This is a genomic window from Streptomyces sp. NPDC040589 (assembly GCF_055594445.1).
In genome coordinates, this window is the sequence record NZ_JBVIWP010000013.1 from 52,348 (window position 1) to 69,183 (window position 16,836).

At 70.5% G+C, this 16,836-nt stretch carries 17 protein-coding genes; all 17 read left to right on the plus strand.

The window, feature by feature from the left end; all coding sequences use genetic code 11:
* Positions 1–52: 52 nt before the first annotated feature.
* The 17 genes from ACZ58V_RS37615 to nusB all read left to right on the plus strand — a co-directional run bounded on the left by ACZ58V_RS37615 (position 53) and on the right by nusB (position 16,618).
* Entirely contained in the window at positions 53–709 is a 657-nt protein-coding gene (locus ACZ58V_RS37615) for a vitamin K epoxide reductase family protein (RefSeq protein ID WP_432958531.1), read from the plus strand.
* A 57-nt stretch (positions 710–766) separates the two neighbouring features.
* A complete protein-coding gene (locus tag ACZ58V_RS37620; RefSeq protein WP_471295738.1) occupies positions 767–2,119 on the plus strand; it encodes a replication-associated recombination protein A in 1,353 nt (450 codons plus the stop codon).
* A gap of 310 nt (positions 2,120–2,429) precedes the next feature.
* Positions 2,430–3,044 (plus strand): 30S ribosomal protein S4, encoded by a 615-nt coding sequence (gene rpsD, locus ACZ58V_RS37625; protein WP_053668303.1) that lies wholly within the window; start codon positions 2,430–2,432, stop codon positions 3,042–3,044.
* Positions 3,045–3,233: 189 nt separating this feature from the next.
* Positions 3,234–3,674 (plus strand): DUF948 domain-containing protein, encoded by a 441-nt coding sequence (locus ACZ58V_RS37630; RefSeq protein WP_468199231.1) that lies wholly within the window; start codon positions 3,234–3,236, stop codon positions 3,672–3,674.
* A gap of 9 nt (positions 3,675–3,683) precedes the next feature.
* Positions 3,684–4,028: a hypothetical protein gene (locus ACZ58V_RS37635; RefSeq protein ID WP_468199229.1), complete on the plus strand. Its 345-nt coding sequence runs from the start codon at positions 3,684–3,686 to the stop codon at positions 4,026–4,028.
* Positions 4,028–6,700, plus strand: coding sequence for an alanine--tRNA ligase (gene alaS / locus ACZ58V_RS37640; protein WP_471295740.1), 2,673 nt, complete (start codon positions 4,028–4,030; stop codon positions 6,698–6,700). The genes ACZ58V_RS37635 and alaS overlap by 1 nt, the downstream gene beginning before the upstream one ends.
* Positions 6,701–6,716: 16 nt before the next feature.
* On the plus strand, positions 6,717–7,181 hold the full coding sequence (ruvX, locus tag ACZ58V_RS37645; protein ID WP_382497604.1) for a Holliday junction resolvase RuvX: 465 nt from the start codon (positions 6,717–6,719) through the stop codon (positions 7,179–7,181).
* Positions 7,182–7,302: 121 nt separating this feature from the next.
* The gene (mltG, locus tag ACZ58V_RS37650; RefSeq protein ID WP_471295742.1) at positions 7,303–9,021 is read left to right on the plus strand and encodes an endolytic transglycosylase MltG; all 1,719 of its coding nucleotides are present in this window, start codon (positions 7,303–7,305) and stop codon (positions 9,019–9,021) included.
* A gap of 11 nt (positions 9,022–9,032) precedes the next feature.
* Positions 9,033–9,860, plus strand: coding sequence for a shikimate dehydrogenase (locus ACZ58V_RS37655; RefSeq protein WP_468199221.1), 828 nt, complete (start codon positions 9,033–9,035; stop codon positions 9,858–9,860).
* 50 nt (positions 9,861–9,910) lie between these two features.
* On the plus strand, positions 9,911–10,306 hold the full coding sequence (locus tag ACZ58V_RS37660; protein ID WP_471295745.1) for a hypothetical protein: 396 nt from the start codon (positions 9,911–9,913) through the stop codon (positions 10,304–10,306).
* Between the two features lie 140 nt (positions 10,307–10,446).
* The gene (gene aroC, locus ACZ58V_RS37665) at positions 10,447–11,631 is read left to right on the plus strand and encodes a chorismate synthase (RefSeq protein WP_189726439.1); all 1,185 of its coding nucleotides are present in this window, start codon (positions 10,447–10,449) and stop codon (positions 11,629–11,631) included.
* A gap of 26 nt (positions 11,632–11,657) precedes the next feature.
* A complete protein-coding gene (locus ACZ58V_RS37670; protein WP_468199310.1) occupies positions 11,658–12,140 on the plus strand; it encodes a shikimate kinase in 483 nt (160 codons plus the stop codon).
* Positions 12,137–13,228: a 3-dehydroquinate synthase gene (gene aroB, locus ACZ58V_RS37675; RefSeq protein WP_189726437.1), complete on the plus strand. Its 1,092-nt coding sequence runs from the start codon at positions 12,137–12,139 to the stop codon at positions 13,226–13,228. The genes ACZ58V_RS37670 and aroB overlap by 4 nt, the downstream gene beginning before the upstream one ends.
* A gap of 164 nt (positions 13,229–13,392) precedes the next feature.
* Positions 13,393–14,256: a Pro-rich N-terminal domain-containing protein gene (locus tag ACZ58V_RS37680; RefSeq protein WP_471295747.1), complete on the plus strand. Its 864-nt coding sequence runs from the start codon at positions 13,393–13,395 to the stop codon at positions 14,254–14,256.
* Positions 14,257–14,451: 195 nt separating this feature from the next.
* Positions 14,452–15,561 (plus strand): aminopeptidase P family protein, encoded by a 1,110-nt coding sequence (locus ACZ58V_RS37685; protein ID WP_471295749.1) that lies wholly within the window; start codon positions 14,452–14,454, stop codon positions 15,559–15,561.
* 53 nt (positions 15,562–15,614) lie between these two features.
* Positions 15,615–16,181 carry an elongation factor P gene (gene efp / locus ACZ58V_RS37690; RefSeq protein WP_215122640.1) on the plus strand — a complete coding sequence of 189 codons (567 nt, stop codon included), beginning with the start codon at positions 15,615–15,617 and terminating at the stop codon, positions 16,179–16,181.
* 2 nt (positions 16,182–16,183) lie between these two features.
* Entirely contained in the window at positions 16,184–16,618 is a 435-nt protein-coding gene (nusB, locus tag ACZ58V_RS37695) for a transcription antitermination factor NusB (protein ID WP_184597187.1), read from the plus strand.
* Positions 16,619–16,836: the final 218 nt, after the last annotated feature.

Sequence of the window (16,836 nt, forward strand, 5' to 3'; positions counted from 1 at the left end):
CACAATGGCCATGCCCGAAGTTGGTCAGGCCTCAAGCGACGGAATCGGCGTGATGAGCAAGACGACAGTCAAGGACGTCTCCATGGAGCCCGAGACGGAGCGCGCCGAGACCGCGCCCCGCACCGAGGGCGGCAGCCGGGCCCTCGCCCTGCTGCTGGTGATCACCGGCGCCGCCGGACTGCTCGCCGCCTGGGTCATCACGATCGACAAGTTCAAGCTCCTCGAGGCCAAGGTCGAGGGCAAGACGTTCACGCCCGGCTGCAGCCTCAACCCCGTCGTCTCCTGCGGCAGCGTCATGGAGAGCAAGCAGGCCGCCGTCTTCGGCTTCCCGAACCCGATGCTCGGCCTCGTCTGCTACGGCATCGTCATCGCCGTCGGCATCAGCCTCCTCGCCCGCGCCCGCTACCCGCGCTGGTACTGGCTCACCTTCAACGCCGGCTGCCTGTTCGGCGTGGTCTTCTGCGCCTGGCTGATGTTCCAGTCCCTGTACCGGATCAACGCGCTGTGCCTGTGGTGTTCCCTGGCCTGGGTCGCGACGATCCTCATGTTCTGGTACGTGACGTCGTTCAACATCCGCAAGGGTTTCCTCCCGGCGCCGAACTGGCTCAAGAGCTTCTTCGGCGAGTTCACCTGGGTCCTGCCCGTGCTGCACATCGGGATCATCGGCATGCTGATCCTGACCCGCTGGTGGGACTTCTGGACCAGCTGACCCCAGCCGTTCAGGGGCCCCGCGGGATTGTCAGTGGCGTGATTTAGGGTTTCTGACGTGGAGCCCGACCTGTTCACCGCCGCAGCAGAAGAACGCCAGGAGAAGGAGCCGTCCAGCAGCCCCCTGGCGGTGCGGATGCGCCCGCGCACCCTCGACGAGGTCGTGGGACAGCAGCATCTGCTGAAGCCGGGCTCGCCCCTGCGCAGACTGGTCGGCGAGGCCTCCGGCCCCGCCGGCGCCTCCTCCGTGATCCTCTGGGGCCCGCCCGGCACCGGCAAGACCACCCTGGCGTACGTCGTATCCAAGGCCACCGACGCCCGCTTCGTCGAACTGTCGGCGATCACCGCGGGCGTCAAGGAGGTCCGCGCGGTCATCGACGGTGCCCGCCGCGCCTCCGGCGGCTACGGCAAGGAGACCGTCCTCTTCCTCGACGAGATCCACCGCTTCAGCAAGGCGCAGCAGGACTCCCTGCTCCCGGCCGTCGAGAACCGCTGGGTGACGCTGATCGCGGCGACGACGGAGAACCCGTACTTCTCGGTGATCTCGCCCCTGCTGTCCCGCTCCCTGCTGCTCACCCTCGAACCGCTCACGGACGACGACATCAAGGGCCTTCTCCGCCGCGCCCTCACCGACGAGCGCGGCCTCAAGGACGCCGTCGCCCTCCCGGAGGAGACCGAGAGCCACCTCCTGCGCATCGCCGGCGGTGACGCCCGCCGCGCCCTCACCGCCCTGGAGGCGGCCGCCGGAGCAGCCCTCGACAAGGGCGAGACAGAGATCGGGCTGACCACCCTGGAGGAAACGGTCGACCGGGCCGCCGTGAAGTACGACCGCGACGGCGACCAGCACTACGACGTGGCCAGCGCCCTGATCAAGTCCATCCGAGGCTCCGACGTCGACGCCGCCCTGCACTATCTGGCCCGGATGATCGAGGCCGGCGAGGACCCCCGTTTCATCGCCCGCCGCCTGATGATCTCCGCCAGCGAGGACATCGGCCTGGCCGATCCGAACGCGCTGCCGATCGCGGTCGCCGCCGCCCAGGCCGTCGCCATGATCGGCTTCCCCGAGGCCGCCCTCACCCTCAGCCACGCCACGATCGCCCTCGCCCTGGCGCCCAAGTCCAACGCCGCGACCACCGCGATCGGCGCCGCCCTGGAGGACGTACGCAAGGGGCTCGCCGGGTCCGTGCCCGCGCACCTGCGCGACAGCCACTACAAGGGCGCGACCAAGATCGGCCACGGCCAGGGCTACGTCTACCCGCACGACCTGACCGAGGGCATCGCCGCCCAGCAGTACGCCCCGGACGCGCTCAAGAACCGCGAGTACTACACACCGACCCGGCACGGTGCGGAGGCCCGCTACGCGGACGCGGTCGAATGGACCCGGAAGAACCTCGGTCGAAAGCGGTCCTGAGCACCCTGTAAACTCAGCCGGAGTGCCGCGTCCCGTGCAGTCAGAACGGGACAGTCGGCCGGAGCCGATCCTCGGACCGGCTCCAGGAGCGTCGCGCACCGTCGAACGGTGTCGCGGGCAGCCCACCACCATCCGTCCCCCGACGGACCGGCCGGTGGGCCACTCGCGTGCTGCACGTATGTGCCCAGACCAGGGGAGCGGCTGCCCACCCCGTCCACAGGTCCGCCAGGACAAGGACGGTGCGGGTTTCCCCGGCTGCGGATGCGACCTCCCACAACCCTGACAAGCCGAAACCAGGAAAAGAGAAACAGTGGCGAACCAGTCCCGCCCCAAGGTCAAGAAGTCGCGTGCCCTCGGCATCGCGCTGACCCCGAAGGCCGTCAAGTACTTCGAGGCCCGTCCCTACCCCCCGGGTGAGCACGGCCGCGGCCGCAAGCAGAACTCGGACTACAAGGTCCGTCTGCTCGAGAAGCAGCGTCTGCGCGCGCAGTACGACGTGTCCGAGCGCCAGCTCGTCCGCGCCTACGACCGCGCCTCCAAGGTCCAGGGCAAGACCGGTGAGGCCCTGATCATCGAGCTCGAGCGCCGTCTCGACGCGCTGGTCCTGCGTTCGGGCATCGCCCGCACGATCTACCAGGCCCGCCAGATGGTCGTCCACGGCCACATCGCGGTCAACGGCAAGAAGGTCGACAAGCCCTCCTTCCGTGTCCGTCCGGACGACGTCGTGCAGGTGCGCGAGCGCTCCAAGGAGAAGACGCTCTTCACGATCGCCCGTGAGGGTGGCTTCGCCCCCGACGGCGAGACCCCGCGCTACCTCCAGGTGAACCTCAAGGCCCTGGCGTTCCGCCTGGACCGCGAGCCGAACCGCAAGGAGATCCCGGTGATCTGCGACGAGCAGCTCGTCGTCGAGTACTACGCCCGCTGATCCTCGGCAGGCACGCGGTACGACAGCCCGCCGTCTCCCCGTCCCTTCCGGGCGGGCGAGGCGGCGGGCTTTCGCGAATCCGCCGTCGCCGGGCGGCAATCCGGTACGGAGCCGCACCCCCGGCGCGATAGGCTCGTGGCACGACTTTCTCGTATTCAGGCAGATGTTCAGGCACGTTTCAGGGAGCGGGTGCACACAGTGTCCGGTGGAGAGGTAGCCGGAATCCTGGTGGCCGTCTTCTGGGCGATCCTGGTCTCCTTCCTCGCCGTCGCGCTGGCGAGGCTGGCCCAGACGCTCAAGGCGACCACCAAGCTCGTGGCGGACGTGACCGACCAGGCCGTCCCTCTGCTGGCCGACGCCTCCTCGGCGGTGCGCTCCGCGCAGACCCAGATCGACCGGGTCGACTCGATCGCCTCCGACGTCCAGGAGGTGACGTCGAACGCCTCCGCGCTGTCGACCACCGTCGCCTCCACCTTCGGCGGCCCCCTGGTCAAGGTCGCCGCCTTCGGCTACGGCGTGCGCCGGGCCCTCGGCGGCCGCAAGGAGGACGTGCCCGCCAAGGCGTCCAGGCGTACCGTGATCGTGGGCCGCACGGTCTCTCGACGCGGCGCCCGAGGGAAGAGGGACTGAGAGCAAGCGATGTTCCGCCGTACCTTCTGGTTCACCACGGGCGTCGCCGCCGGCGTGTGGGCCACCACCAAGGTCAACCGCAAGCTGAAGCAGCTGACGCCCGAGAGCCTCGCCAGAACCGCGGGCACCAAGGCGATCGAGGCCGGCCACCGGATCAAGGACCGCGCGGTCGACTTCGCGCTCGACGTCCGGGACAACATGGCCCAGCGGGAGGAAGAGCTGGGGGATGTCCTCGGCATCAACAGCGACCCCGAACTCCCCGCACCCCGGCGGTACACCGCCATCGAGAACCGCAGCAACCCGAAGTCCGTCGACAGGACGACGTACTCGTACAACCGGAATGAGGACCACTGATGGAGTCGGCTGAGATTCGCCGCCGCTGGTTGAGCTTCTTCGAGGAGCGCGGTCACACCGTCGTCCCTTCGGCGTCGCTCATCGCGGACGACCCGACTCTGCTCCTCGTCCCGGCCGGCATGGTGCCCTTCAAGCCCTACTTCCTGGGTGAGGTCAAGCCGCCCTTCGACCGCGCCACGAGCGTGCAGAAGTGCGTCCGCACGCCGGACATCGAAGAGGTCGGCAAGACCACCCGGCACGGCACGTTCTTCCAGATGTGCGGCAACTTCTCCTTCGGCGACTACTTCAAGGAAGGCGCCATCAAGCACGCCTGGGAGCTGCTCACCGGCTCCCAGGACAAGGGCGGTTACGGCCTCGACCCCGAGCGCCTGTGGATCACCGTCTACAAGGACGACGACGAGGCCGAGCGCATCTGGCACGACGTCGTCGGCGTGCCGAAGGAGCGCATCCAGCGCCTCGGCATGAAGGACAACTACTGGTCCATGGGCGTCCCCGGCCCGTGCGGTCCCTGCTCCGAGATCAACTACGACCGCGGCCCCGAGTTCGGCGTCGAGGGCGGCCCCGCCGTCAACGACGAGCGGTACGTGGAGATCTGGAACCTCGTCTTCATGCAGTACGAGCGTGGCGAGGGCATCGGCAAGGACAACTTCGAGATTCTCGGCGAACTGCCGAGCAAGAACATCGACACCGGCCTCGGCCTCGAGCGCCTCGCCATGATTCTGCAGGGCGTGCAGAACATGTACGAGATCGACACCTCGATGGCCGTCATCGAGAAGGCCACCGAGCTGACCGGCGTCCGCTACGGCGACGCCCACGACTCGGACGTGTCCCTGCGCGTGGTCACCGACCACATGCGCACCTCCGTGATGCTCATCGGCGACGGCGTCACCCCGGGCAACGAGGGCCGCGGCTATGTGCTGCGCCGCATCATGCGCCGCGCCATCCGCAACATGCGCCTGCTCGGTGCCACGGGTCCGGTCGTCAAGGACCTGATCGACACCGTGATCGGCATGATGGGCCAGCAGTACCCCGAGCTCGTCACCGACCGCGAGCGCATCGAGAAGGTTGCCCTCGCCGAGGAGAACGCCTTCCTCAAGACGCTGAAGGCCGGCACCAACATCCTCGACACGGCCGTCACCGACACCAAGGCCTCCGGCGGCACGATCCTGCCCGGCGACAAGGCGTTCCTGCTCCACGACACCTGGGGCTTCCCGATCGACCTCACCCTGGAGATGGCCGCCGAGCAGGGCCTCTCCGTGGACGAGGACGGCTTCCGCCGCCTGATGAAGGAGCAGCGGGAGCGCGCCAAGGCCGATGCCCAGGCCAAGAAGACCGGCCACGCCGGCACCGGCGCCTACCGCGAGATCGCCGACCGGGCCGGTGCCACCGACTTCATCGGCTACACCGCCACCGAGGGCGAGTCGAGGATCGTCGGCATCCTCGTCGACGGCGCCTCCTCCCCGGCCGCCACCGAGGGCGACGAGGTCGAGATCGTCCTCGACCGCACCCCGTTCTACGCCGAGGGCGGCGGCCAGATCGGCGACACCGGCCGGATCAAGGTCGACACGGGTGCCGTCATCGAGATCCGCGACTGCCAGAAGCCGGTCCCGGGCGTGTACGTCCACAAGGGCGTCGTCCAGGTCGGCGAGGTCACCGTCGGTGCCACGGCCCATGCCTCGATCGACTCCCGTCGCCGCACGGCCATCGCCCGTGCCCACTCGGCCACCCACCTCACCCACCAGGCGCTGCGCGACGCCCTCGGCCCGACGGCCGCCCAGGCCGGTTCCGAGAACCAGCCCGGCCGCTTCCGCTTCGACTTCGGCTCGCCGTCCGCCGTTCCCACGGCCGTGATGACCGACGTCGAGCAGCGGATCAACGAGGTCCTCTCCCGCGATCTCGACGTGCGCGCCGACGTCATGGGTATCGACGAGGCCAAGAAGGCCGGCGCCATCGCCGAGTTCGGCGAGAAGTACGGCGAGCGCGTGCGCGTCGTGACCATCGGCGACTTCTCCAAGGAGCTGTGCGGTGGCACGCACGTGCACAACACCGCCCAGCTGGGCCTGGTGAAGCTGCTCGGCGAATCCTCCATCGGTTCGGGTGTCCGCCGTATCGAGGCCCTGGTCGGTGTCGACGCCTACAACTTCCTCGCCCGGGAGCACACGGTCGTCGCCCAGCTCCAGGAGCTGATCAAGGGCCGCCCGGAGGAGCTCCCGGAGAAGGTCTCCGCCATGCTCGGCAAGCTGAAGGACGCCGAGAAGGAGATCGAGAAGTTCCGCGCCGAGAAGGTCCTCCAGGCGGCCGCCGGTCTCGCCGAGTCCGCCAAGGACGTCCGTGGCATTGCTGTCGTGACGGGTCAGGTCCCGGACGGCACGACGGCCGACGACCTGCGCAAGCTCGTACTCGACGTGCGCGGACGCATCCAGGGCGGACGGGCCGCCGTCGTGGCCCTGTTCACGGTGGCGAACGGCAAGCCGCTGACGGTCATCGCCACCAACGAGGCCGCCCGCGAGCGCGGCCTCAAGGCCGGCGACCTGGTCCGTACGGCCGCCAAGACCCTCGGCGGCGGCGGTGGCGGCAAGCCGGACGTCGCTCAGGGCGGTGGCCAGAACCCGGCCGCGGTCGGTGACGCCGTGGACGCCGTGGAGCGCCTGGTCGCCGAGACGGCCAAGTAAGAGACGGGTCAGGAAGATGCGCAGAGGACGTCGACTCGCGATCGACGTCGGGGACGCCCGTATCGGGGTCGCCTCGTGCGACCCCGACGGGATCCTCGCCACCCCGGTGGAGACGGTCCCGGGGCGTGACATCCCCGCAGCTCAGCGGCGGTTGAAGCAACTCGTCGAGGAGTACGAGCCGCTCGAGGTCGTCGTCGGACTCCCACGCTCCCTCAAGGGAGGCGAGGGCCCGGCCGCGGTCAAGGTCCGCGCCTTCGTCCAGGAACTGGCCCGCATGATCGCCCCGGTTCCGGTCAGACTCATTGACGAACGCATGACCACGGTGACGGCCAGTCAGGGACTGCGCGCTTCCGGCGTGAAGTCCAAGAAGGGCCGTTCCGTGATCGACCAGGCAGCCGCGGTGGTCATCCTCCAGCAGGCGCTTGAATCCGAACGGGTGTCAGGTAAAGCACCCGGCGAAGGCGTCGAAGTGGTCATCTGATCGCGATACGGTAACGTTCCGCGCGATGCGCCGGTGTTCGAACAGCTGACGCACCAGAGAGAGGCGGACGGGAGCCCGGCCGGAAGCCGAGCGACCGCCGCCTCGCGGCTCTAGGGGATCGATGACTGAGTATGGCCGGGGCCAAGGCTCCGAACCGTGGCATCCGGAGGACCCGTTGTACGGGGACGGCGGATGGGGAGGACAGCAGGCCCACCCGGGTCAGCAGTCCCCCTACGGCGGCCAGCCGCAGCACTATCCAGAGCAGCCGCAGCAGCCGCAGTACGGCGACTGGGGCACCGGTGAGCAGGCCGGATACGGTCAGGCGCAGCAGCACTACCAGTACGACCAGCAGTACGCGGCCCAGACCCACGGGCATCAGCAGTACCCCGGGCAGGGGGACCACGGGCACCCGCAGGACCAGGGATACCATCAGCAGCCGTACGACAACGGCGGGTGGGCCACCGGCGGGCACCAGCAGGTGCCGTACCCGGGCGACCCCGGCGACCCGTACGGGCAACAGCAGCCAGGCGCCTACGGCGGGGGTCAGTCCGACTACTACGGCACGCCCGACGCGTATCCGCCGCCGGAGCCCCCCGGCCGGCGCCGGGCCGAGCCGCCGCCGGAGCCCGAGACCGACTGGGACCCCGGCCCCGACCAGGGCGAGCACGCCTTCTTCGCGGGCGGCGACGACGATGACGACGGCGACGAGCCGGGGGACCGCCGCGGACGGGAAGACAAGCGAGGACGCGGCGGCAAGCCCAAGAAGCGCCGCAGCGGAACGGCCTGCCTGCTGGTCGTCGTGATCCTCGGCGGCGGCCTGGCCGGCGTCAGCTACTTCGGCTACCAGTTCTACCAGGATCGTTTCGGCGACGCCCCGGACTTCGCGGGGGACGGCAGCGGGCAGCAGGTCACCGTGGAGATCCCCAGGGGAGCGGGCGGCTACGAGATCGGGCAGGTGCTGAAGGACGCCGGCGTCGTCAAGAGCGTCGACGCGTTCGTCACGGCTCAGGCGAACAATCCCGACGGCAACACGCTCCAGGACGGCGTCTACACGCTGCAGAAGCAAATGTCCGCCGACAGTGCGGTCGAACTGATGCTCAGTCCCCAGAGCCGCGACAACCTGATCATCGCCGAGGGCAAGCGCAACGCCGACATCTACCGGCTCATCGACAAGCGGCTGGAGGTGAAGGAGGGCACGACCGCCGCGGTCGCCAAGAAGGACTACAAGAAGCTCGGCCTGCCCGCCTGGGCGCTGAACCACGCGAACGTCAAGGACCCGCTGGAAGGGTTCCTCTACCCCTCCAGCTACGGCATCGCCAAGGGGCAGAAGCCCGAAGGCGTGCTGAAGCAGATGGTGACACGGGCCACCGAGACCTACGAGAAGCTCGGGGTGGAGAAGAAGGCCACGAGCCTCGGACTCGAAGACCCCTGGCAGCTGATCACGGTCGCGAGCATGGTTCAGGCAGAGGGCACGAGCCACGCCGACTTCCGCAAGATGGCCGAGGTCGTCTACAACCGGATGAAGCCCGGAAACCCGCAGACCAACGGCTTGCTTGAGTTCGACTCCACGTACAACTACATCAAGAACCAGAGCAAGATCGACCTGAGCCTGAGCGAGCTGCGGACGTACGACAACCCGTACAACACGTACTTCCACAAGGGGCTGACGCCCGGGCCGATCGACAATCCCGGCGAGGACGCGATCAAGGGCGCCCTCAACCCGACGGACGACGGCTGGTACTACTTCATCTCGCTGGACGGCAAGACCAGTGAGTTCACCAAGACCAACGCCGAGCACCAGAAGCTGGTCGACAAGTTCAACGCCTCGCGGAACAACTGAGGAAATCCCTGATGGCCGCACCACGCCGGGCCGCCGTACTCGGCTCCCCGATCGCCCACTCGCTCTCCCCGGTCCTGCACCGCACGGCCTACCAGGAGTTGGGGCTGAGCGGCTGGACGTACGACAGGTTCGAGGTCGACGAGGCCGCCCTGCCGGGGTTCTTCGAGACGCTCGGTGCCGAGTGGGCGGGGCTCTCGCTGACCATGCCGCTGAAGCGGGCCGTGATCCCGCTGCTCGACGGGATCAGCGAGACCGCGGCCTCGGTCGACGCGGTCAACACGGTGGTCTGCACCCAGGACGGCCGCCGCACCGGCGACAACACCGACATCCCCGGCATGGTCGCGGCTTTGCGCGAGCACGGCATCGACAAAGTCGAGGCCGCCGCGGTCCTCGGCGCGGGTGCCACCGCCTCGTCCGCGCTGGCCGCGCTGTCGCGGATCTGCCCCGGCGAGATCGCCGTGTACGTCCGCAGCGAGGCCCGGGCCGCCGAGATGCGGCAGTGGGCCGAGCGGCTGGACGTCTCGGTGCGCATCGCCGACTGGGCGGACGCCGAGCAGGCCCTGCGCGCCCCGCTGGTGATCAGCACCACGCCGGCCGGTGTCACCGACGCCCTCGCCCGGTCCGTGCCGGAGCGGCCGGCGGCCCTCTTCGACGTCCTCTACGACCCCTGGCCGACGCCCCTCGCCGCCCGCTGGTCGGCGTACGGCGGCGCGGTCGTCAGCGGCCTCGACCTGCTGGTGCACCAGGCCGTGCTGCAGGTCGAGCAGATGACGGGGCAGGCCCCGGCGCCCCTGGACGCCATGCGAAAAGCGGGCGAACGCGCTCTCGCTGCCCGCTAAGATCCGCTCTCGGTTCCGCAGGGGGCGGACCAGGGGAGGGGATACGGACCATGGCCACAGGCATGCCTCAGGCATCCGTGAAGTCCCAGATATTCGAGTCGCTGCTGGGATTCCTGCCCGACTGGGTGCAGATCACCGTGCTCGCCCTGATCGTGCTCGCGGTTCTCGCGTCCTGGGCGGTCAAGATCAAGCGCAAGATCGCCTACCGTCGGGCCGTGCGAAGCGGGCAGCCCGTCCACGCGGCGGCCCGGCACGGGCAGGGGCGTGGAGCCGACTACCTGGGGGAGTACGCACCTCAGCAGGCGCCGCCGCAGGGCAGCGGAGCCGATCATCTCGGCGCCTGCGCACCGCAGCAGGCGCAGCCCGCGCGGCAGCCGAGCGGCGCGGACTTCCTCGGCGTGTACGCGCCGCAGCGGCAGACCGGCGGCCCGGCCTCGTCCGCCTGATGGACCGGCGGCCGGGTCCGCACTCCGGACGTGGGAGGATCGTAGGTGGCGGACCGGGGCCGCGCACCCGGTCCGGCCGTCGCCGTACGAGATGACGCGCGTACGCAGGGCAGTACGGGCGCGAGCACTGAGGAGCACCGTTGAGCAGGTTGCGCTGGCTGACCGCTGGGGAGTCCCACGGTCCCGCACTCGTCGCGACGCTGGAGGGTCTGCCCGCCGGCGTGCCGATCACCACGGACATGGTGGCGGACCATCTCGCGAGGCGCCGCCTGGGCTATGGGCGCGGCGCCCGGATGAAGTTCGAGCGCGACGAGATCACCTTCCTCGGCGGCGTCCGGCACGGCCTCACCCTCGGCTCCCCGGTCGCGATCATGGTGGGCAACACCGAGTGGCCGAAGTGGGAACAGGTCATGGCGGCCGACCCGGTCGACCCCGAGATCCTCGACGGGCTCGCCCGCAACGCCCCGCTGACCCGCCCGCGGCCCGGCCACGCCGACCTCGCCGGTATGCAGAAGTACGGCTTCGACGAGGCCCGGCCGATCCTGGAGCGCGCCTCGGCGCGTGAGACCGCGGCCCGTGTGGCCCTCGGCGCGGTGGCCCGGTCGTACCTGAAGGAGACGGCCGGCATCGAGATCGTCTCCCACGTGGTGGAACTGGCTGCCGCGAAGGCGCCGTACGGCGTGTACCCGACGCCGGCGGACGTGGAGAAGCTGGACGCGGACCCGGTGCGCTGCCTGGACGCCGACGCGTCGAAGGCGATGGTCGCCGAGATCGACCAGGCCCACAAGGACGGCGACACCCTCGGCGGTGTGGTCGAGGTGCTGGCCTACGACGTGCCGGTCGGCCTCGGTTCGCACGTGCACTGGGACCGGCGCCTCGACGCCCGGCTCGCCGCCGCGCTCATGGGCATCCAGGCGATCAAGGGCGTGGAGGTCGGCGACGGCTTCGACCTGGCGCGGGTACCCGGCTCCAAGGCCCACGACGAGATCGTGACCACCGACGAGGGCATCCGGCGCACCTCCGGCCGCTCCGGCGGCACCGAGGGCGGGCTGACCACCGGTGAGCTGCTGCGGGTGCGGGCGGCGATGAAGCCCATCGCGACCGTCCCGCGGGCCCTCAAGACCGTGGACGTCGTCACCGGTGAGGCGACGGCCGCCCACCACCAGCGCTCCGACGTGTGCGCGGTGCCGGCGGCCGGCATCGTCGCCGAGGCGATGGTCGCCCTCGTCCTCGCGGACGCGGTGGCCGAGAAGTTCGGCGGCGACAGCGTGGCCGAGACCGGCCGCAACGTACGGTCGTACCTCGACAACCTGGCCATCCGGTGACCCCGCTGATCGTGCTGGTCGGCCCGATGGGCGTCGGCAAGTCCACCGTCGGGCAGCTGCTGGCCGAGCGGCTTGGGGCCGGATACCGGGACACCGACGACGACATCGTCGCCGCGCAGGGCCGGACGATCGCCGAGATCTTCGTGGAGGAGGGCGAGGCCGCCTTCCGCGCGATCGAGAAGCAGGCCGTGCGCGAGGCGCTGGCCGGGCACGACGGTGTGCTGGCCCTGGGCGGCGGCGCCGTCCTCGACCAGGACACGCGCGAGCTGCTCGCCGGGCAGCGGGTGGTGTACCTGTCGATGGACGTCGAGGAGGCGGTCAAGCGCACCGGCCTCAACGCGGCCCGGCCGCTGCTCGCCATCAACCCGCGCAAGCAGTGGCGCGAGCTGATGGAGGCCCGTCGGAACCTGTACGAGGCGGTCGCCACAGCCGTCGTCGCCACCGATGGCCGTACACCCGAAGAGGTCACCCAAGCCGCCCTGGACGCACTGGAGTTGAAGGAAGCATGAGCGAGGCAGTGACGCGGATCCAGATCGGCGGCACGGCGGGCACCGAGCCCTACGAGGTCCTGGTGGGCCGGCAACTCCTGGGCGAACTGGCCGGGTTGATCGGCGGCAGGGCCAAGCGGGTCGCGATCGTCCACCCCGAGGCGCTGGCCGAGACGAGTGACGCGCTGCGCGCAGACCTGGCCGAGCAGGGCTACGAAGTGGTCGCCATCCAGGTGCCCAACGCGGAGGAGGCCAAGACCGCCGAGGTCGCCGCCTACTGCTGGAAGGCGCTGGGCCAGTCCGGGTTCACGCGCACGGACGTCATCGTCGGTGTCGGCGGCGGCGCGACCACGGACCTGGCCGGGTTCGTGGCCGCCACCTGGCTGCGCGGGGTGCGCTGGATCGCGATTCCGACCACCGTGCTGGCCATGGTCGACGCGGCCGTCGGCGGCAAGACCGGCATCAACACCGCCGAGGGCAAGAACCTGGTGGGCGCCTTCCACCCGCCCGCCGGTGTGCTCTGCGACCTGGCCGCACTGGACTCGCTGCCGGTCAACGACTACGTCTCCGGACTCGCCGAGGTCATCAAGGCCGGCTTCATCGCCGACCCGGTGATCCTCGACCTCATCGAGTCCGATCCCGAGGCCGCCCGCACCCCGGCCGGCCCGCACACCGCCGAGCTCATCGAGCGCTCCATCCGGGTGAAGGCCGACGTGGTGTCGTCCGACCTGAAGGAGTCGGGCCTGCGCGAGATCCTCAACTACGGCCACACGCTCGGCCACGCCATCGAGAAGAACGAGCGCTACAAGTGGCGCCACGGCGCTGCCGTGTCCGTGGGGATGCACTTCGCCGCCGAACTCGGCCGCCTGGCGGGCCGGTTGGACGACGCCACGGCCGACCGCCACCGCACCGTCCTCGAAGCGGTCGGCCTGCCGCTGTACTACCGCCACGACCAGTGGCCCAAGCTGCTGGAGACCATGAAGGTCGACAAGAAGTCACGCGGCGACCTGCTGCGCTTCATCGTCCTCGACGGTCTGGCCAAGCCCACCGTCCTGGAGGGGCCCGACCCGGCCGTGCTGCTCGCCGCGTACGGCGAAGTGGGGCAGTAAGTCCTCCCGCGCTCCTTCCGCCCGAAAAAGCCTTACAGTGCCGGGCACTTCGGGCCGCCCCCGGCCGTTCACACAACGATCGCCGGGGGCGGTACCGTTCGGTAGCAGCGGGTTCCGCCCCCGCAGTCAGCGCCCATCGCCTGTACGAGACGGAGTGGCACCGGATGCAGCACGCAGTGGGTTCTCCGCTGCCGCCGCCCCACCAGCCGGGGCAGGGACCGGCCGCCGGCTGGTCGCCGGCCGCACACCACCCGGGTTCGCACCACCCGGGCGCGCACCAGGGCTCCGCCCCCGTGCCCCCGCCGCCCCCGGCACCGGGATACCCCGCGCCACCGCCCGGGCCTGCCGCGCCCCCGCATCAGGCCTCCGCCCCCGCCGCGCCGGACACCACCGGTCATGTGCGGCTGCCGCCGGGCGGCCCGGTCGCCATGCCCAGCGCGCCGCCCGCCGCAGCGGGCCCCGACCTGGCGGGCACGACGCTCGCGGTGCTGCTCATCGGCCCCGCGGGTGCCGGGAAGACCAGCGTCGCCAAGTACTGGGCGGACCATCGCCGGATCCCCACGGCCCACATCAGCCTCGACGACGTACGCGAATGGGTCCGCTCGGGCTTCGCCGACCCCCAGTCCGGGTGGAACGACAACTCGGAAGCGCAGTACCGCCTCGCCCGCCGCACCTGCGGCTTCGCCGCGCGGAACTTCCTGGCCAACGGCATCTCCTGCATCCTCGACGACGCCGTCTTCCCCGACCGGCCCGTCGTCGGCCTCGGCGGCTGGAAGCGACACGTCGGCCCGGGCCTGCTGCCGGTCGTCCTCCTGCCGGGCCTGGAGATCGTCTTGGAGCGCAACGCCGAACGCTCCGGCAACCGCCGCCTCAGCGACGACGAGGTCGCCCGTATCCACGGCCGCATGGCCGGCTGGTACGGCTCGGGCCTCCCGATCATCGACAACTCCCAGCTCGACATCCCGCAAACGGCCCAGGTCCTGAACGACGTCCTGTCCCGCTCCATCGCCAGTCCGCCCCAGTGGTAGCCCGTGCCCCTGAGGGCCGCGCCCCCTAGGGGCGCGGGGAACTGCGCGACGAGCCCCCACACACCCGCGCACGGCACACAACCCCGCGCGGCACGCCCTCTCCGAACGGCATCCTGCCCACCCGGACACATCAGGCACCGCCCACTCAGACGCCCTCAACCGGCGCCGAACCCGCGGAGCTCTTACGCTCGGGGCATGTCAGAGGTGTACGCGGCCCGCCGGACGCGTCTGAGGGAATACTGCAACGCGGGCGGCAGCGCGGCGGCGCTGGTCTCCCGCCCCGCCAACGTGCGCTATCTCGCGGGCCCCGCCCCGCGCGGCGCCGTTCTGCTGCTGGGCAAGACCGAGGACCTCCTGGTGTGTGCCGGCCCGATCGAAGGCCGCTCCGCGCAGGAGCGCCCCGACGAGGCCCTGCGCGTCCAGAACCTGCCCGGAACCGGTGGCGGCGACCCGGCTGTCGCGGCCGCCGGCCTCGCCGCGGACCAGGGCGCCGACTCCCTGGCCGTGGAGGAGCACCACCTCACGGTGGCCCGGCACCGCGCCCTCGGCTCGGTCGCCCCCCGGCTGCGCCTGGCGGGCCTCGGCTGCGCCGTCGAGCAGCTCAGGGTGGTCAAGGACGAGGAGGAGATCTCCTGCCTCCGCATCGGCGCCGAGATCGCCGACCAGGCCCTGGGCGAACTGCTGGAGTCCATCCTCGTCGGCCGGACCGAGCGCCATCTCGCCCTGGAGCTCGAACGACGCCTCGTCGACCACGGGGCCGACGGACCGGCCTTCCCGACCTCCGTCGCCACCGGGCCCAACGCCGGCCGCCCCGGCCACCGGCCCACCGACCGCCGTGTCGAGGAGGGCGACTTCCTCTCCGTCTGCCTCGGCGCGACGTACCGCGGCTACCGCTGTGAGATCGGCCGTACGTTCGTCATCGGCACGGCTCCCGCGGACTGGCAGATCGAGCTGTACGACCTGGTCTTCGCCGCCCAGCGCGCCGGACGTGAGAGCCTGGTACCCGGCGCCGCCTGCCGGGACGTCGACCGGGCCGCTCGCCAGGTGCTGGACTCCGCGGGGTACACGGAGGGCCTCACAGCCCTGACCGGACACGGGGTCGGGCTCGAAATCGACGAGGACCCTCAATTGAGTCCCGCGGCCATGGGTAAACTGGACGCTTGCGTGCCGGTCACCGTCGAACCGGGGGTCCACCTCCCGGGCCGGGGCGGTGTCCGGATCGATGACACGCTCGTCGTCCGCCCCGAGGCGGACGGCGGACCCGAGCTACTCACCATCACGACCAAGGAGCTGCTCGCCCTGTAGGTAGGCAGGTGCGTGCCCCAGGGTCGTACGTCAGTCCAGGAGATTCCGCAACCGTGGCTTCCACGAACGACCTCAAGAACGGCATGGTGCTCAAGCTCGAAGGCGGCCAGCTCTGGTCCGTCGTCGAGTTCCAGCACGTCAAGCCCGGCAAGGGCCCGGCCTTCGTGCGCACCAAGCTCAAGAACGTGCTCTCCGGCAAGGTCGTCGACAAGACCTTCAACGCCGGCGTCAAGGTCGAAACGGCCACCGTCGACAAGCGCGACATGCAGTTCTCCTACATGGACGGCGACTACTTCGTCTTCATGGACATGGAGACCTACGACCAGCTGCACGTCGACCGCAAGGCCGTCGGCGACGCCGCGAACTTCCTGATCGAGGGCTTCACCGCCACCGTCGCGCAGCACGAGGGCGAGGTGCTCTTCGTCGAGCTGCCCGCCGCCGTCGAGCTCGTCATCCAGGAGACCGAGCCGGGCGTCCAGGGCGACCGCTCCACCGGTGGCACCAAGCCCGCCACGCTGGAGACCGGCCACCAGATCCAGGTGCCCCTCTTCATCACCACCGGTGAGAAGATCAAGGTCGACACCCGCACCAGCGACTACCTCGGCCGGGTGAACAGCTAACCGTGGCTGCCCGCAACACGGCCCGCAAGCGCGCCTTCCAGATCCTCTTCGAGGGCGACCAGCGCGGCGCCGAGGTCCTGACGGTCCTCGCCGACTGGGTCCGGCTCTCCCGGGCCGACACCCGGCAGCCGCCGGTGAGCGAGTACACGATGGAGCTGGTCGAGGGCTACGCGCAGCGCGCGAAGCGCATCGACGAGCTGATCGCCCAGTACTCGGTCGGCTGGACGCTCGACCGGATGCCGGTCGTCGACCGCAACATCCTGCGGCTCGGCGCCTATGAGCTGATCTGGGTCGACGAGACCCCGGACGCCGTCGTCCTGGACGAGATGGTGCAGCTGGCCAAGGAGTTCTCCACGGACGAGTCGCCCTCGTTCGTGAACGGGCTGCTCGGTCGGCTGAAGGACCTCAAGCCCTCGCTCCGCCGCGACGAGGACTGAGAGAGACAGAACGCCGGAGGGCCCGCAGCGCGACTGCTGCGGGCCCTCCGGCGTTCCCGTACGGCCGGGGGCCGTCAGGCCCCCAGAACGGCGCCGGGGGGGGGGGGGGGGGGGGGGGGGGGGGGAGGCTGGGGGGGGGGGGGGGGGGGGGGCACCGCGTAAGAGCCCACCCCCGCGCTCTCGCGCTCCTCCCCCCCGCCCCTCTCTGCCATCACAGC